Below are 14,546 nucleotides of genomic sequence, written 5' to 3'. Positions count from 1 at the left end.
CTGTGGTTCGTGTCGAGTACGACGACTGGCGCACAAGGATGTTCCCCATGAAATTCGAGAAAAACACCGAGCTCGACCAGGCCAACCTGCGCATTATTGTCGGTTCCTGCGCCGTGGCCTATATCGGCGTGCTGGGTTTCCTGCCCGGGCAGCGGGTCGATACCTACCTGCCGATCGTGATCTATATCGTCCTGTTCCTGCTGCTGTCGATCGTCCTGCGCCAGGCCATCGTGCACTGGCCCGGGCATTATCCGGCGCGACGGATCCTGAGCATGGTCCACGACTACACCGGCACCTCGTTCGGCCTGGTGGTCGGCGGAGAGGCGGCACTGCCGCTGTACGCGGTGATGGTCTGGGTCAACCTGGGCAACGGCATGCGCTATGGCTCGCGCTACCTGGCGATTGCCACGGCCCTGGCGCTAATGGCGCTGTTGGTGGTCTATCGCCTGACGCCGCTGTGGCAGGCGCAACCCTTCATGGTGCTGATGCTGCTGATCACCAGCACGGTGATCCCGGCCTACGCCCATATCTTGCTGGAACGCACGCGCAAGGCTTCGGAGGAGGCGATTGCCGCGAACCTGGAAAAGTCGCGTTTTCTCGCCCAGGCCAGCCACGACCTGCGCCAGCCGATCCACTCCATCGGCCTGTTCACCGCCTGCCTGCGCGAGGCGCGCCTGGGCGACGAAGAGCGGCGCCTGGTGGACAACATCGACCGCTCGCTGCTCAACGTCTCGCAATTGTTCCGCTCGATTCTCGACCTCTACACCCTCGACAACGGGCGGGTGCAACCCAGTTTCCAGACCCTGCACCTGGGCGAATTCCTCGCCGACCAGATACGGCAGAACGCCGAAGCCGCGCGCTGGGCCGGGGTCGAGCTGCGCCTGCGCCCCTGTTCTCACTGGGTCCGGGCGGACCCGACGCTGCTCGCCACCATGGTCCAGAACGTGTTGTCCAACTGCTTCAAGTACGCGGCGCGGCGATCGGTGCTGATTGGCGTGCGCCAGCGCGGCGCGGGGCTGGCCATCGTCATCTATGACCAGGGCCGGGGGATTGCCGAGGAACACCTGCCGAACCTGTTCGAGGAGTTCTATCGCGTGCGCGAGCTACGGGACAAGGACGTCGAAGGCGTGGGCCTGGGCCTGTCCATCGTCAAGCGCCTGGGGCAGTTGATGGGGCTCGAGGTGGCGATCCGTTCGCGGCTGGGCCACGGCACCGCGGTGAGCCTGTTCGGGTTGCCCCTGGCGCCACCGCAGCTGCAAGCCGCCAGCCTCGACGAGGCGCGGCAGGCGGGGCTGCTGACCGGCTTGAAGGTGTGCCTGGTGGAGGATGACCGCAACGTGCTGCTGGCCACCTCGGCCTTGCTCGAGCGCTGGGGCTGCGTGGTCCAGGCCGAGCTTTGCGGCCGGGACCTGGTCAGCGACTGCGACGTCATCGTCGCCGACTATGACCTGGGCAACCACGCCACGGGCATCGAGTGCATCGACAGCCTGCGCCGGCAGCGCGGCTGGGCGGTGCCGGCGCTGATCCTCACCGGGCATGAGGTGGAGAAGATCCAGGCCGCGTTGCACGACCGCAATATCGCCATCCTGTCCAAGCCGGTGCGCCCGGCCGAACTGCGCGGCAGCTTGCGGGCGCTGCGCCAGCATTCTGCGCCGGCGGTCATGCCCGAGATGTGACAGGGCGGTTCAGCGAGTAGCGGCCACTCCCCGTGCCAGGGCAAGGGGAGTGGCGGTGCATGACTGCCAGGGTTTTTCCAATCACTGCGCACACACCTCCCGCACACAGTCGCGCAACCAGCGATGCGCCGGGTCGCTGTTCATGCGTGGATGCCAGAGCATGGACACGGTGATTTCCGGCGTGGCCAGCGGCAGGGCGAAGCTGTGCAGGCCGCTGCGCAGGTTGTGGGTGTGGCGCTCGGGGACGGCGGCGATCAGGTCCGAAGCGCGGACCAGGGCCAGGGCGGCGGAGAAACCGCCAACGACGGTGGCGATATCGCGCGTCAGGCCCGCCGCCTGCAACGCATTGTCCACCAGCCCGCGATCAAGGCCCTGGCGCGATACCAGCACATGCTCGCCGGCGGCGTAACGGGCGGCGCTGATCGGCCCGCGGCTCAGCGGATGGCCGTTGCGTACCACGCCGATAAAACGATCGCGGAACAGCGCGCGGGTGTGGATTTCCGGGCTGGCGTTGGCGTCCACCACGCCGGTATCGAGGTCGACCGTGCCGTCGCGCAGGGGCGTGCTGTCCTTGCTGGTTTTCTGCAGGAAATGCAGGCGCACCCCAGGGGCTTCGGCGCGCAGGCGGGCGACCAGGGCCGGGCCGAAGTTCTCGACGAAACCGTCGCTGCTGCGCAGGGTGAAGGTGCGCACCAGGCGCTGCAGGTCGAGCCGTTCGACGGGGCGCAACATGGCTTCGGCGTCCTGCACCAGGCGGCCGACCCGCTCGCGCAGTTCCAGGGCGCGTGGGGTCGGCACCAGGCCGCGGCCGGCGCGCACCAGCAGCGGATCGCCGGTGGTTTCGCGCAGGCGCGCCAGGGCCCGGCTCATCGCCGACGGGCTTAGCCGCAGGCGCTGGGCGGCGCGCGCCACACTGCCTTCGGCGAGCAGCACGTCGAGGGTGATCAGCAGATTGAGATCGGGTGTGGACATGGCGGCGGTCCCGTCTGGCACAAAAGTGAGATGGCGTCAGACGCACGAATAACCTGTAAAGGTTGCGTCTTCCGCCATGTTAGACCGCGGGCTAGATTGGCGACAGCGCCATTTCGCGCGGGTCAGAGAAGGAGTGCAACGTGAAGCCAGTCAATGCCGGAGCAGAACCGGAAGCGGTATCAGTCGGCTGGGCATTGGCCAGCCTGTCGCTGTCGATGTTGCTGGCGTCGCTGGGCACCAGCATCGCCAATGTGGGCTTGCCGACCCTGGTGCAGGCGTTCGGGGCGAGCTTCCAGCAGGTGCAGTGGGTGGTCCTTGCCTACCTGCTGGCGATGACCGCGCTGATCGTCAGTGTCGGCCGGCTCGGCGATTTGCTGGGACGGCGGCGCCTGCTGCTGATCGGGATCCTGCTGTTCACTCTGGCCTCGATGCTCTGCGCCGCTGCCCCGACGCTGGGGATGCTGATCGGTGCCCGGGCACTGCAGGGCGTCGGCGCGGCGATCATGATGGCGCTGACCCTGGCCCTGGTTGGCGAGACGGTCAGCAAGGCCCGCACCGGCAGCGCCATGGGCCTGCTGGGCACGATGTCGGCGATCGGCACCGCCCTCGGCCCGTCCCTGGGCGGGGTATTGATCGCCGGGTTCGGCTGGCAGGCGTTGTTCCTGGCCTGCGTGCCGTTGGGCGGGCTGACCTGGGTGCTGGCTTATCGGTGTCTGCCGGCCGCTGGTCAGGCCCGGGCCCTTGAACGAGGCGCGTTCGATCCGCTGGGCACCTTGCTGCTGGCCCTCATGCTGCTGGCCTACGGGCTGGCCATGACCCTGGGCCGCGGCCATTTCGGCCTGCTCAACGCTGGGCTGCTGTTGGCGGCGCTGATGGCGGCCGGCCTGTTTGTCTGGGTGGAAGCGCGGGTGGGCGCGCCGCTGATACGCCTGGCGCTGTTTCGCGACGGGGCCTTGAGCGGCAGCCTGGCCATGAGTGCGCTGGTCTCGACGGTGATGATGGCGACGCTGGTGGTCGGGCCTTTCTACCTGGCCCACGGGCTCGGGCTGGAAACCTTTGCGGTGGGCCTGGCGATGTCGCTCGGCCCCTGTGTCACCGCGCTGAGCGGCGTGCCGGCCGGGCGCATCGCCGATCGTTTGGGCGTGCGGCCGATGATCCTCGCCGGCCTCGGCGCCATGGTCCTCGGTTGCCTGATGCTGGCGTTGCTGCCCGCGAGCCTGGGCATTGGCGGCTACCTGGCGCCCATCGTTGTCATCACCCTGGGCTATGCGACGTTTCAGACCGCCAACAACACCGCGGTGATGAGTGAAGTGGGCGCTGAGCAGCGCGGGGTGATTTCCGGCCTGCTCAACCTGTCGCGCAACCTCGGGCTGATCACCGGTGCCTCGCTAATGGGCGCGCTGTTCGCGGCGGCGACAGGGGAGCTGAGCACGGCGAGCGCCGAGGCCGTCGGCAGCGGCATGGGCTTCACCTTTGCCCTGGCCGCGGGGCTGGTGCTCATGGCGATACTGGTGGCGCTGCTCAGCCAGCAGCGTCGATGGCGGGCGCTGGATTCAGTGGCTTAGTACAAAGCCATTCCAGTTCGCAGCAGCCAAACAGCCTCTGTAGGCGCGAGGCTTGCCCGCGATGACCTAACCTCATTCGACGCAGGGGGCCGGGCCCTGTCGCGAGCCATTGACCGACCGCTACAGATAGGCCGTTCAAGCCTGAGCGCCTTCCCCCACCAGCAACGCGCTGTAGGCCCGCAGCCGCTGCACGAACTCACTCACCGAACCCTGGGAAACATAGGCCTGCTTGAGGAAGAACGCGGCATACTCGGCCATCCCTGGTTCGGCCGCCGTCAGCAGATGGGCATGCTCCTCCAGGGTGGTCGGCCAGCCGCGTTCCTGCTCGCCGCGCAGCAGGTTGGCCGAGCGCAGCGCCTTGCGCGCCGCGGCCCGTTGCAGGCGTTGCTGCTGCAACGGTTCGCGGCTTTGTTCCAGCTGCTGAGCGTAGCCTTCCAGCACCTGGGGGAAGTCGCCATTCAGCGCCAGGGCGATGGTCCGGCTCGGGCGGAAAGGCTCGAAGCGCAGCCCCAGGTCATTGCCCCAAATGCAGCGGCACTGATGCTTGAGCCAGAAACCCCAGCGGTAGCGATTGTCGGGCGCCAGCACCTCGTTGAGCACGCCGATGTCGAAGTCGATCTTCGACACCTCCGGGTGCCGCGCCTCCAGCGCCTGCCGAGTCTGCTCCAGCCGCTGGCGCTCCTCGGGGCTCGGTGCCCAGGCCAGGACCAGGGTCACATCCAGGTCGGAGGTGCCCGGCCGCGCGTCGCCACGGGCCACGCTGCCGTAGAGGTACAGGCCATCGAGCAGCGCCGGAAAACGCCGCGAGAGCATCGCGCGCAACTCATCCACCAGGTGGCTGAACGCCGGTTGCAACGGCTGGTCGGGCAGGGACTGGATAAAACCTTCGGCGTCGACGCCTGGGTACTGCGACATGGTGATCTCGGTGGGGCAATGGCGATGAAAACCGCCCGGGCCAGGCGGGCGGTTGGCAGACAGTCTGGCTGACTTCACGGATCGCGCAAGCCGGCGCGGTTCAACGCCACGCCGTCACGGGTCGAGGCTCGCCAGATCGTTACCGAGGGGCGTCGGCGACTCGCCGCTGATCGCGCACAGCAGCGCTGTGATGGTTTCCCCCTCGACCATGCCGCGCTCTTGCAGCAGGTCCGCCACCGCGCCGACCGCCGGCCAGTAGCGATGCACCAGGCAGCTGGCGCGGGCCATGGCCCGGGATTCGGCGTCGAGCAGCTTGCGCGGCGGCAGCAGGCTGATCAGCTCATGAGCGCGGCTCAGGTCGCCGCGGCCGCTGCCTTTTATCAGCCTGTCGGATCGACCATGGCGGTAGATCGCTTCGGCTACCGGGCCGGCAAAGCAATGCAGCAGGTCGCGCTCGATGGACTCGACCATCGACGGCAGGTATTCGGCGATCCCCGGGGCGTCGAAGGCCGGGCGCGGGACCAGGTAATCGGCTTCCACCAACCCCTCTACATAGCGCGGGTTGCCCCGCAGATCGAGCATCGGACCCGCGTCGGCTTCGGCCCTGGTGCGCACGGTAATGCGGGCGATCGGCTGACCGTTCCACCAAAAGGCCAGGGCGTGGCCGGCTTCGTGGATGGCCGTGCAACGCGGACGCTGGTTCATGGTCTTCTCCCGTGCTCTGTACGCGTCGGGCGGACGAAAAAGGCGGGGCATCAGTCGAAAAAACCGCCAGAGGCCCCCGCGGGCGCTGTCCCTATCATTGGCTTCGGCCGTGGGCCCCGGGTAAAAGCTTGTCCCTATCAACAACCAATAGTCCGGCTATTAGCGATCCGCCACAGAGGGGCTAGCCTTAATTCAGCGCTGGCGCGAGCCGGCCGGATGAGACCTGATCGAGAGATAACGAAAAACGAGTCAGAAGCGTACCGGGCTTACCGTGGGCCACCGTCCTGGCAACTCGCTTGCCGCTCTGCAGCATGCCCTGTGGCCACACCCATCAGTTGAGCGAACTGTGAGCCCCGCAACCTATGTCATTGCTTTCGCCTGTCGCTATTTCGCGCCCATCCGGGCCGGATAGCTGGATGAATACGACCAAAGGTAGCTCCTCATGGCAAACGAATCGAAATGCCCGTTCAACCATGCCGCCGGCGGTGGCACGACCAACCGCGACTGGTGGCCGAACCAACTGAACCTGAAGATCCTGCACCAGCATTCGCCCCTGTCCGACCCCATGGACGAGGACTTCAACTACGCCGAAGCCTTCAAAAGCCTGGATTTCCAGGCCCTGAAACAAGACCTGCATGCGCTGATGACCGACTCCCAGGACTGGTGGCCCGCCGACTTCGGCCACTATGGACCACTGTTCATCCGCATGGCCTGGCACAGCGCCGGGACCTACCGCGTCGGTGATGGCCGTGGCGGCGCCGGTTCCGGCCAGCAGCGTTTCGCGCCGCTCAACAGCTGGCCGGACAACGTCAGCCTCGACAAGGCGCGCCGGCTGCTGTGGCCGATCAAGCAGAAGTACGGCCGCAACATCTCCTGGGCCGACCTGATCGTGCTCACCGGCAACGTCGCCCTGGAGTCCATGGGCTTCAAGACCTTCGGTTTTTCCGGCGGTCGCCCGGATGCCTGGGAGCCGGACGAAGACGTCTACTGGGGCTCGGAAAACAAATGGCTGGGCGGCGACACCCGCTACGGCAAACCGGATAAAGCCGCCATGCAAGAACCCGGCGAGGGCCAACTGGTGGCCGAGCCTGGCAATGAAGAAAGCCGTACCGACCAGGGGCGCAACCTGGAAAACCCCCTGGCCGCGGTGCAGATGGGCCTGATCTATGTGAACCCGGAAGGCCCCGAGGGCAACCCGGACCCGCTGGCCGCCGGCGTGGATATCCGTGAAACCTTCGGCCGCATGGCGATGAACGACGAAGAAACCGTGGCCCTGATCGCCGGCGGCCACGCCTTCGGCAAGACCCACGGCGCCGGCCCCGCCGACAATGTCGGCGCCGAACCCGAAGCCGCCGGCCTGGAACTGCAGGGCCTGGGCTGGAAGAGCACCTTCGGCACCGGCAAGGGCGCCGACACCATCACCAGCGGCCTGGAAGTGACCTGGACCACCACGCCCACCCGCTGGAGCAACAACTACCTGGAAAACCTGTTTGGCTTCGAGTGGGAACTGACCAAGAGCCCGGCGGGCGCGCACCAGTGGACGCCCAAAGGTGGCGCCGGCGCCGGCATCATCCCCGATGCCCACGACCCCTCCAAGCGGCGCAACCCAACCATGCTGACCACCGACCTGTCGCTGCGCTTCGACCCGATCTACGAGCCGATCTCGCGACGCTTCCTGGCGAACCCCGACCAACTGGCCGATGCCTTCGCCCGCGCCTGGTTCAAGTTGATCCACCGCGACATGGGCCCGCTCTCGCGCTACCTGGGCCCGGAACTGCCCCACGAAGAATTGCTGTGGCAAGACCCGATCCCCGCGGTGGACCATGCCCTGGTCAACGACAGCGATATCGCCGCACTCAAGGCCAAATTGCTGGCCTCGGGCCTGTCGGTGTCGCAACTGGTGTCCACCGCCTGGGCGGCGGCGTTCAGCTTCCGTGGCTCCGACAAACGCGGCGGCGCCAACGGCGGGCGCCTGCGCCTGGCCCCGCAAAAGGACTGGCCAGTCAACCAGCCCGAGCAACTGGCCAAGGTGCTGGCGACCCTCGAAGGGGTCCAGAAGGACTTCAACAGCGCGCAATCCGGTGGCAAGAAAATCTCCCTGGCCGACCTGATCGTGCTCGGCGGCAGCGCCGGCATCGAACAGGCCGCGAAAAACGCCGGCCTCGACATCAGCGTGCCGTTCTCCCCAGGGCGCATGGACGCCAGCCAGGAGCAGACGGACGTCGAGTCGTTCGGCTACCTCGAACCCATCGCCGATGGCTTTCGCAACTACCTCAAGACCCGCTACGCGGTACCGGCCGAAGCGCTGCTGATCGACAAGGCGCAACTGCTGACCCTCACCGCCCCCCAAATGACGGTGCTGATCGGCGGCCTGCGCGTGCTCGACATCAACGTCGGCCACACCCCCCACGGCGTCTTCACCACACGGCCGGGCGCGCTGACCAACGACTTCTTCGTCAACCTGCTGGACATGGGCGTGGAATGGAAACCTGTCTCCGACGCCCAACAAGAGTTCGAAGCCCGCGACCGCAAGACCGGCCAGGTCAAATGGACCGGCACCCGCGTCGACCTGGTCTTCGGCTCCAACGCCCAGTTGCGGGCCCTGGCCGAGTTCTATGCCAGCGCGGATGGGCAGGAGCAGTTCGTGAAGGACTTTGTCGCGGCGTGGGTCAAGGTGATGAATCTGGATCGGTTTGATTTGCGGTGAGGAGGGCGCCTTGAGGTCTGGAAACAGGGCGCTTGACCTGATGGTTCAGGTCGGGGGCACCAGGCCGGAGATAGGCGCGTCATAAACCATTCGGTGTTTTGAAAGTTGCTGACGCCTCCCAGTGTGGAGGCGTTTTTTTGTCCGAGGGGAAGGTGCAGTGACTGTTCGCGGAGTGGCGATTGCCTGGGCTCATTGGCACAGGACGGGGGATATCCACCTCTTGAAAGGTGTCGATAACCTGTCCTTTCTCTGACTACTCAAGTGCATTTGATCTGATCAGGATCAGGTTTTCCTTACGGCAATTTTGGATAATTCCTACCCCTATACCTTCGTCTCTTTGGGTATGGTAGCAAGCCTGATTTGGACGCCTGATGTGGCGGCCACAGGCCCATCAGATCAGGCGTCGAGAACATGCAAGTGGTGTGAGTGCGGAGTTGATCCTCGTGCATTTTTACAAATAGGCTGCTGCCCTGATGTGCTGCCTGGGCACATGAACAGCGCTGGATTGTTCAGTCATTTCCGTGGCGGAGCCAGGTATCAGTCCAGGTAGTGCAAGGTGCGGTTGACGCTTGGTATTGGACGCCAAGTTCATACACCGGGCGCCTCAATACGTTGACCAAGGATGAGTCATATGCGTCAAAGGGATTTGAGATTCACCTTCTCCGTGCTGTCCGGCCGGATGGAGTTCGAGGTCGTAGAGTTCACCCTGGAAGAAGCCATTTGCGAGCCTTATCGGCTGACGCTCGAACTGGCCAGCGACAACCCCGCCCTCGATTTTGCCCAGGTCCTCGATCAGCCGGCGTTGCTGACCATCTGGCAAGGCACCACGGCTGTCCGTCATGTGCATGGCATGGTCTCCCGCTTCACCCAGGGCAAAACCGGGTTCCGCCGCACACGTTACCGTGTCGTGGTCGAGCCACAGCTGGCCCGACTGGTCCTGAGTTCCGACTGGCGTATCTTCCAGCAGAAAAACGTGCCCGAAATACTCAAGTCGGTATTGGCCGAGCACGGCATTCTGGATTATCAGCAGAGCACTCATACCGAGCACCTGCCTCGCGAATATTGCGTCCAGGCCGGGGACACCGACCTTTATTGGTTCGACAGGCTTTCCACCGAAGAAGGCCTGTTCTACTACTTCAAATCCGACGCGACCTCCCACACGCTGATCCAGAGCGACAAACTCTACGTTCAGGAACGCATCCAGGGTGATCCGGTGCTGTACAGCGCACAGCCGGCTGCGGATGCCACGCGACCGGTGCTGTATGCGTTCAGCTACACGGAAAACGTCCGCACGGCCGAACAGACCCAGCGTGACTACACCTTCAAGCGTCCGGCTTTCGATCAGCAACAGCGTCTTGTCGGCGAAGAGTTGCAGCACCAGGCCCGGCACTATGAACGCTACGATTATCCCGGGCGCTACAAGGCCAGCGCGGCCGGCAAACCCTTCACTGAAAACCGCCTGCGTGGCCACCGTCGGGACGCCCAGGTCGCCCTGGTCGAAGGTGACGATCCGCGTTTGATCCCGGGTCTTTCCTTCCAGTTGACGGGTCACCCCCGGCAAGACTTCAACCGCTGGTGGCGTTCGGTTCGCATTACCCACCGAGGCGTGCAGCACGCCAGCCAGCAGGAAGAGTCCGCCGACGCCGAAATGGGCGTGAGCTACGACTTCACCGCCGAGATCATTCCCGAAGAAATGGAATGGCGCCCGGCGCCCCTGCCCAAGCCCCGTATCGACGGGCCGCAGATCGCCAGCGTGGTGGGGCCGGAAGGCGAGGAGATCCACACCGACGAATTTGGCCGGGTCAAGGTCCAGTTCCCATGGGACCGGGAAGGCCGGAGCAACGAATTCAGTTCCTGCTGGGTCCGGGTCTCGCAGAACTGGGCCGGCGCCGACTGGGGCCATATGGCGATCCCGCGTATCGGCCAGGAAGTCATAGTCGATTATCTCGATGGCGACTGCGACCAGCCGATCATCACCGGCCGCACCTACCGTGCGAGCAACATGCCGCCGTACCCACTGCCGAATCACAAGATCCTCAGCACCATCAAGAGCAAGGAATACAAAGGCAGCCGTGCCAACGAACTGCGCATCGATGACACCACCAAGCAAATCAGCGCGGCCCTGATGAGCGATCACGGCAGCACCGCGCTGCACCTGGGGTACCTGACCCACCCGCGCCCCGACGGTGGTGCGCCACGGGGTGAGGGTTTCGAACTGCGCACCGACGAGCATGGTGCGTTGCGCGCAGCCAAGGGGCTGTTGCTCAGCACCGAAGAACAGTTGAATGCCGGCGGTGGCCACCTTGATCGTGGCACCGTCGTTCAAGTGCTGGAGGCCGCGCTGCAACTGGCCAAGGGCTTGGGAGACTATGCCGCCGATCACCAGGGCATCGACCACGACACCGATCCTCAGAAAGCCCTCAGTGAAGCGGTTCGCGATCTGGGGCATGGCGCCAACGATGAGTCGGGCAAAACCAACGGTGGCACACCGGCCATCGCCCTGAGCGGCCAGGCGGGTATCGCTGCCGCCTCTCCCAACAGCGTCACGCTGGCGGCCGGGGAGCATATCGACAGCGTGGCCCAGCAGAACCAGCAACTGACGTCAGGCCAGAAGTTCGTGGTCAACGCCGGCACCGATCTCGGGCTGTTCGCCCAGGGCGGGGAGATGCGTCATATCGCTCACCAGGGGCCAATGTTGCTGCAGGCCCAGAAGAACACCATCCGCCTGGAGGCGGACCAGAGCGTAGAGGTCAGTGCGAGCAATCAGCACGTGCTGATTGCCGCGAAGGAGCACATCACCCTGATGTGTGGTGGTGCCTACCTCACCCTCAAGGGCGGCAACATCGAGCTGGGGATGCCGGGCAACTTCATTGTCAAGGCGGCCAAGCACAGTCACGTCGGACCGGCACACGCCTCGACCACCTTCAACACCTGGGACTCCACGCCATTTGATGACGCCTTTGTCCTGCGTGACGAAAACACCTTGGAGCCCCTGGCCAATACGGCGGTGGAACTGCTGCGTGGCGATGGGGCGCCCCTCAAACTCACCACCGATGCCCAGGGGCGCTTGCCGAGGCAACAGGACCTGGCCATGGATCGGGTTCAAATACGTGTTTTGGCCAAGGGAGCCAGTATCAAGGGTGACAGGGAGTCCACCACATGAGCAGCGAAGCGAATACCCAGGAAGTGATAGTGCCGCGTGCGCGCGACAACCTGGGCCGTCCCGTCTACACCAGTCAGCTCACCCGCACTGAGGATCAGCGCGACAAGGTGTTACTGGTGAAGCAGCAGGTCACCATTCCGGTGATTTTCATTCCCGGCATCATGGGGACCAACCTGCGCAACAAGAAGACCTTGAACAGTGTCTGGAGTCCGCCCAACGCGTCGTTCAGCTTTGGCGATATCGCGGGGGCCCTGGGAGCATTGTTTGTCTGGGGGTTCCGGGGTCCGAAAAGACGACAGGAGTTGCTCAAGGCCGATGATGTCGAGGTCGATGATCGTGGAACGGTCGACCCCGGCGAATCGGGGCTGAGCGAGGAGGCCGCGCGGATGCGCGGTTGGGGCAAGGTCATGCGCACCTCCTACAACCCGATCATGGCGCTGCTGGAAAACCGGCTGGACCATATCGTCAAACAACGCGAGCTTCAGGGATGGTGGAAAGCTGAAAGCCTGCGCTCGCCTGCCGACTATGGCGAAGAGCTGGGCAGTGCCGCTCCCCTTAGCAGCGACGAGCTGAGCGCGGCGGGCAAGTATCAGTTCGATGTCTGGTGCGCAGGCTACAACTGGCTGCAATCCAACCGTCAATCCGGCCAGGACGTGCGCGACTATATCGAGAACACGGTATTGCCTTTCTATCGCGAGAAGGGCGGGGTCGACCCTGAGCAACTGGCGCGGACCAAGGTCATTGTGGTCACTCACTCGATGGGTGGCCTGGTGGCCCGATCGCTGACTCAACTGCATGGCTACAAGCGGGTGCTGGGCGTGGTCCATGGTGTGCTGCCCGCGCTTGGCTCATCGGCCATCTATCACCATGTGCGCTGTGGCTACGAAGGGGTGCCCCAGGTTGTCCTCGGCGCCAACGCCGGTGAAGTCACGGCGGTAGTGGCCAACTCGCCCGGCGCGTTGGAACTGACCCCCTCCGCGGAGTACCGGGAAGGGCGCCCTTGGTTGTTCCTGTGCGATGCACAGGGGCAGGTCATGAAGGATATTGATGGGAAGCCCCGTGCTTATCCTCAGCACGGTGATCCTTATGAGGAGATCTATAAGAGTTCAGCCTGGTATGGGTTGGTGCCGGAGCAGAACGTCAAGTATTTGGATATGTCGGGCAGAGCAGCCAAGGGCAAGCTAGGTCCACGAGCAGATTTCGATGATCGAATGGATGAGGTAGCCAAATTTCATCGTGAACTTGCAGCGGCTGGGTATTACCCCGAAACCTACGCTCATTATGGCGCCGACGACTCCTCTGACAGGCACAGTTGGCGGGACATGATCTGGCAAGGCGATTCAACTTCCCTGGAGTCATCCGGTTCTACCGTCAAGGATGATGAGAATGGCAGTTACAACGGCTGGTTCCGCCGTGGCCTGCCTGCTGTGGTCGAAGGTCCGTTGCGGTTTGCCGTGACGCAGGAATCATCCGGCAGCGGTGGGGACGGGACCGTACCGACCGACTCCGGACTGGCCCCTGGCAAAGCCGGCATCAAGGCCAGCTTCCGCCAGGGCGGCAAGGGCGTCGGGCAGTACAACACCGACAAAGGCTACGAACATCAACACAGCTACAACGACAAGCGTGCCCAATGGGCCACCCTCTATGGCGTTATCAAAATTGCCCAGCATGCTGACTGGGCAGGAGGTTCATGATGCGCCGGCGTCAGCTCTTCACTGTTCTTGGCATGGTCGCCTTGACCAGTATCACCAGTTGCACATCATTCTCCTCTTCTCGGAACCCTTCCATGGACAAGACCGGATGGATCACCCATTGCTTTGGCAGATTCCTGATTGATTTGCCGCCCCAGGCGGAAATTAGAGCGGGGTACTACCTGTGGGGTGACAATATCGAGGCTCTCGACGAGACGCCTGCGGGCTTTGCCACCAAAATCAATCAACGTGAGCAGGAATTAAAAAGCCAACAACATGATTCGAAGGGCAGCATGTTTCTCCGCCGTTTGGATTTCGGGGCAGGTGCATCTGGGTTGTTATCTTGGTCTTCGGAAGTCGCTTCTAAGGTATATCTTCTAGATACCTACGTTGTTTCTCACCCAACATGGCGTGCTTATAGATGGAAAGGAAAGGTGTCGGCAGATAGAGAGCCTCGCGCCATAGAGCTTTCTACCCTTCTAGCCCGTAGTCTTCGCTCCCGTGAACCTAATGAAGTTCCTTCCGAGCCCGGATTCTGCATTGATCGTGCCTATATCGCAGGCAACAGTTTTCAGAGTGAGCGTTTCGATATTGGAGTGACCTTCCCGAATCATCCAGGCGCTCATTTCGAATTCAGTTCCAGCACCGGAGCAGAAGAGAATCGCCTGCTGGATCGGGTGGGTGGTTTCCTCGCAGGTGCCGCCAGGATGGTACTGGGGATCGAGACCCTGCGTAAAAGGGAACGGGGCGGTCCGGTTCCCGCTGACGAGTACCTGTTGGCTGGCACCGACAAGGGGCAACGCATCTATACGTTCGCCTGGGAAGCTCAAGGCAAGGATGACTCGATTACCGAGCCAAACATTTCAGCCGCGCTTGGCGTACTCGAACGTAGCCCTGACAGCAGCGGCAAGCTGCCTGCGCCCCCATTCAAGTCAGACAAAGAAGCGCTGGAATTGTGGGACACCATTATTGGCTCTATCCGCTTGCGCCCGGTGTCTTCTGCGCCGCGTGGCAGTAACGCAGGCAGCCCCGCTCCAACTGCCCCGGCGGGGAATACGAAGGCCGTGGACGACGATTACGCCATCGAGAGATTCCTGGCCGACCTGAAGCCGAACAACAACTGGATGGATGAGTTGTAGGAGCTTTGTCGGC

Annotated in this window: 9 protein-coding genes; 6 read left to right on the top strand and 3 right to left on the bottom strand. The window is 63.8% G+C overall.

The window, feature by feature from the left end; genetic code table 11:
* The first annotated feature begins 47 nt into the window (after nucleotides 1-47).
* Nucleotides 48-1,676: a hybrid sensor histidine kinase/response regulator gene (locus BMY68_RS24195; protein WP_085533926.1), complete on the top strand. Its 1,629-nt coding sequence runs from the start codon at nucleotides 48-50 to the stop codon at nucleotides 1,674-1,676.
* Between the two features lie 81 nt (nucleotides 1,677-1,757).
* Here BMY68_RS24195 and BMY68_RS24190 read toward each other — a convergent pair whose 3' ends face one another.
* A complete protein-coding gene (locus BMY68_RS24190; RefSeq protein WP_085533928.1) occupies nucleotides 1,758-2,648 on the bottom strand; it encodes a LysR family transcriptional regulator in 891 nt (296 codons plus the stop codon).
* 140 nt (nucleotides 2,649-2,788) lie between these two features.
* Between BMY68_RS24190 and BMY68_RS24185 the strand changes: the two genes are divergently transcribed.
* The gene (locus tag BMY68_RS24185; protein ID WP_085533929.1) at nucleotides 2,789-4,213 is read left to right on the top strand and encodes an MFS transporter; all 1,425 of its coding nucleotides are present in this window, start codon (nucleotides 2,789-2,791) and stop codon (nucleotides 4,211-4,213) included.
* Between the two features lie 135 nt (nucleotides 4,214-4,348).
* On the opposite strand, the gene BMY68_RS24180 is transcribed toward BMY68_RS24185, so the two are convergent.
* Nucleotides 4,349-5,128, bottom strand: coding sequence for a nucleotidyltransferase domain-containing protein (locus BMY68_RS24180; RefSeq protein ID WP_085533931.1), 780 nt, complete (start codon nucleotides 5,126-5,128; stop codon nucleotides 4,349-4,351).
* Nucleotides 5,129-5,242: 114 nt separating this feature from the next.
* A complete protein-coding gene (locus BMY68_RS24175) occupies nucleotides 5,243-5,833 on the bottom strand; it encodes a hypothetical protein (protein WP_085533933.1) in 591 nt (196 codons plus the stop codon).
* 442 nt (nucleotides 5,834-6,275) lie between these two features.
* Here BMY68_RS24175 and katG point away from each other — a divergent pair, with 442 nt between their 5' ends.
* The 4 genes from katG (at nucleotide 6,276) to BMY68_RS24155 (ending at nucleotide 14,533) form a co-directional block, all read left to right on the top strand.
* Nucleotides 6,276-8,540 carry a catalase/peroxidase HPI gene (gene katG / locus BMY68_RS24170; RefSeq protein WP_085533935.1) on the top strand — a complete coding sequence of 755 codons (2,265 nt, stop codon included), beginning with the start codon at nucleotides 6,276-6,278 and terminating at the stop codon, nucleotides 8,538-8,540.
* 631 nt (nucleotides 8,541-9,171) lie between these two features.
* Entirely contained in the window at nucleotides 9,172-11,703 is a 2,532-nt protein-coding gene (tssI, locus tag BMY68_RS24165; protein ID WP_085533937.1) for a type VI secretion system Vgr family protein, read from the top strand.
* Nucleotides 11,700-13,397 (top strand): esterase/lipase family protein, encoded by a 1,698-nt coding sequence (locus BMY68_RS24160; protein ID WP_085533939.1) that lies wholly within the window; start codon nucleotides 11,700-11,702, stop codon nucleotides 13,395-13,397. Before tssI ends, BMY68_RS24160 begins: the two co-directional genes overlap by 4 nt.
* A complete protein-coding gene (locus tag BMY68_RS24155; RefSeq protein WP_092160543.1) occupies nucleotides 13,394-14,533 on the top strand; it encodes a T6SS immunity protein Tli4 family protein in 1,140 nt (379 codons plus the stop codon). The genes BMY68_RS24160 and BMY68_RS24155 overlap by 4 nt, the downstream gene beginning before the upstream one ends.
* Nucleotides 14,534-14,546 lie beyond the last annotated feature (13 nt).

The sequence above is a fragment of the Pseudomonas sp. NFACC41-3 genome, assembly GCF_900109505.1.
GTDB lineage: Bacteria > Pseudomonadota > Gammaproteobacteria > Pseudomonadales > Pseudomonadaceae > Aquipseudomonas > Aquipseudomonas chlororaphis.
The sequence above is the reverse complement of the archived record's forward strand: the minus strand, read 5'-3'. Positions and strand labels throughout refer to the sequence as shown.